This is a genomic window from Streptacidiphilus sp. ASG 303, assembly GCF_020991365.1.
Classification (GTDB): domain Bacteria; phylum Actinomycetota; class Actinomycetes; order Streptomycetales; family Streptomycetaceae; genus Peterkaempfera.
This window is the reverse complement of the sequence record NZ_JAJLRA010000063.1, coordinates 1-3,215: the sequence shown is the minus strand read 5'-3', so window position 1 is coordinate 3,215 and position 3,215 is coordinate 1. Positions and strand designations below refer to the sequence as shown.

Genomic DNA, 3,215 nt, shown 5'->3' with positions numbered 1-3,215 from the left:
CTGGTGGCGGGCGGGTGGCTGGTCGTTGTTTGAGAACTGCACAGTGGACGCGAGCATCTGTGGCCAAGTTTTTAAGGGCGCACGGTGGATGCCTTGGCACCAGGAACCGATGAAGGACGTGGGAGGCCGCGATAGGCCCCGGGGAGCTGTCAACCGAGCTGTGATCCGGGGGTGTCCGAATGGGGAAACCCGGCAGTCGTCATGGGCTGTCACCCGCTGCTGAACACATAGGCAGTGTGGAGGGAACGCGGGGAAGTGAAACATCTCAGTACCCGCAGGAAGAGAAAACAACCGTGATTCCGGGAGTAGTGGCGAGCGAAACCGGATGAGGCCAAACCGTCTGTGTGTGATACCCGGCAGGGGTTGCGCAGGCGGGGTTGTGGGAGTGTGCTGGACCGGTCTGCCGGCCGGTCGGAGAGTCAGAAACCGTCGTGGTAGTCGAAGGGCATGCGAAAGGCCCGGCGTAGAGGGTAAGACCCCCGTAGACGAAATCATGGCGGCTCTCTTGCGCGTTTCCCAAGTAGCACGGGGCCCGAGAAATCCCGTGTGAATCTGGCGGGACCACCCGCTAAGCCTAAATATTCCCTGGTGACCGATAGCGGATAGTACCGTGAGGGAATGGTGAAAAGTACCGCGGGAGCGGAGTGAAATAGTACCTGAAACCGTGTGCCTACAAGCCGTGGGAGCGTCGTCGGCGGGCTTGTCCTGCCGGCCGTGACTGCGTGCCTTTTGAAGAATGAGCCTGCGAGTTTGCGGTGCGTGGCGAGGTTAACCCGTGTGGGGGAGCCGTAGCGAAAGCGAGTCCGAACAGGGCGACTTCAGTCGCGCGCCCAAGACCCGAAGCGGAGTGATCTAGCCATGGGCAGGGTGAAGCGCGGGTAAGACCGTGTGGAGGCCCGAACCCACCAGGGTTGAAAACCTGGGGGATGACCTGTGGTTAGGGGTGAAAGGCCAATCAAACTCCGTGATAGCTGGTTCTCCCCGAAATGCATTTAGGTGCAGCGTCGCGTGTTTCTTGCCGGAGGTAGAGCACTGGATAGGCGATGGGCCTCACCGGGTTACTGACCTTAGCCAAACTCCGAATGCCGGTAAGTGAGAGCGCGGCAGTGAGACTGCGGGGGATAAGCTCCGTGGTCGAGAGGGAAACAGCCCAGAACACCGGCTAAGGCCCCTAAGCGTGTGCTAAGTGGGAAAGGATGTGGAGTCGCAGAGACAACCAGGAGGTTGGCTTAGAAGCAGCCACCCTTGAAAGAGTGCGTAATAGCTCACTGGTCAAGTGATTCCGCGCCGACAATGTAGCGGGGCTCAAGCACACCGCCGAAGCCGTGTCACTCACACAATAGCCCCAACGGGTGTGTGGGTGGGTAGGGGAGCGTCGTGTGCCGGGTGAAGCGGCGGCGGAAGCCAGTCGTGGACGGTTCACGAGTGAGAATGCAGGCATGAGTAGCGATACAAGAGTGGGAAACTCTTGCGCCGATTGACCAAGGGTTCCTGGGTCAAGCTGATCTGCCCAGGGTAAGTCGGGACCTAAGGCGAGGCCGACAGGCGTAGTCGATGGACAACGGGTTGATATTCCCGTACCCGCTATGAAGCGCCAGCGTCGAACCCAGTGATGCTAAGCCCGTGAAGCCGCCCCCGATCTCTTCGGAGTGAGGGGGAGTGGTGGAGCCGGCGGCCCGAGCTGGTAGTAGGTGAGCGATGGGGTGACGCAGGAAGGTAGTCCAGCCCGGGCGGTGGTTGTCCCGGGGTAAGGGTGTAGGACGTGGGGTAGGCAAATCCGCCCCGCACATAAGTCTGAGACCTGATGCCGAGCCGATTGTGGTGAAGTGGATGATCCTATGCTGTCGAGAAAAGCCTCTAGCGAGTTTCATGGCGGCCCGTACCCCAAACCGACTCAGGTGGTCAGGTAGAGAATACCGAGGCGTTCGGGTGAACCGTGGTTAAGGAACTCGGCAAAATGCCCCCGTAACTTCGGGAGAAGGGGGGCCATTGCTGGTGATGGGCCTTGCGCCTGGAGCTGGTGGTGGCCGCAGAGACCAGCGAGAAGCGACTGTTTACTAAAAACACAGGTCCGTGCGAAGCCGTAAGGCGATGTATACGGACTGACGCCTGCCCGGTGCTGGAACGTTAAGGGGACCGGTTAGTCTCGATTCGTCGGGGCGAAGCTGAGAACTTAAGCGCCAGTAAACGGCGGTGGTAACTATAACCATCCTAAGGTAGCGAAATTCCTTGTCGGGTAAGTTCCGACCTGCACGAATGGCGTAACGACTTCTCGACTGTCTCAACCACGGGCCCGGTGAAATTGCATTACGAGTAAAGATGCTCGTTTCGCGCAGCAGGACGGAAAGACCCCGGGACCTTTACTACAGCTTGATATTGGTGTTCGGTTCGGCTTGTGTAGGATAGGTGGGAGCCGGTGAAGCAGCAACGCCAGTTGTTGTGGAGGCGTCGTTGAAATACCACTCTGGTCGTGCTGGATGTCTAACCTGGGTCCGTGATCCGGATCAGGGACAGTGTCTGGTGGGTAGTTTAACTGGGGCGGTTGCCTCCTAAAGGGTAACGGAGGCGCCCAAAGGTTCCCTCAGCCTGGTTGGCAATCAGGTGTTGAGTGTAAGTGCACAAGGGAGCTTGACTGTGAGACCGACGGGTCGAGCAGGTGCGAAAGCAGGGACTAGTGATCCGGCGGTGGCTTGTGGAAGCGCCGTCGCTCAACGGATAAAAGGTACCCCGGGGATAACAGGCTGATCTTCCCCAAGAGTCCATATCGACGGGATGGTTTGGCACCTCGATGTCGGCTCGTCGCATCCTGGGGCTGGAGTAGGTCCCAAGGGTTGGGCTGTTCGCCCATTAAAGCGGTACGCGAGCTGGGTTTAGAACGTCGTGAGACAGTTCGGTCCCTATCCGCTGTGCGCGTAGGAGTCTTGAGAAGGGCTGTCCCTAGTACGAGAGGACCGGGACGGACGAACCTCTGGTGTGCCAGTTGTCCTGCCAAGGGCATGGCTGGTTGGCTACGTTCGGGAGGGATAACCGCTGAAAGCATCTAAGCGGGAAGCCTGCTTCGAGATGAGGGCTCCCACCACCTTTGAGTGGGTAAGGCTCCCAGTAGACGACTGGGTTGATAGGCCGGGTGTGGAAGCCGAGTGATCGGTGGAGCTGACCGGTACTAATAGGCCGAGGGCTTGTCCATAGTTGCTCCGCGTCCACTGTGTAGTTCT

1 rRNA gene is annotated in these 3,215 nt (G+C 59.1%); it reads left to right on the top strand.

Annotated elements, in window-relative coordinates:
- Window positions 1-61: 61 nt before the first annotated feature.
- Window positions 62-3,187 (top strand): 23S ribosomal RNA (locus LO771_RS29860).
- The last annotated feature ends 28 nt before the right edge of the window (window positions 3,188-3,215 follow it).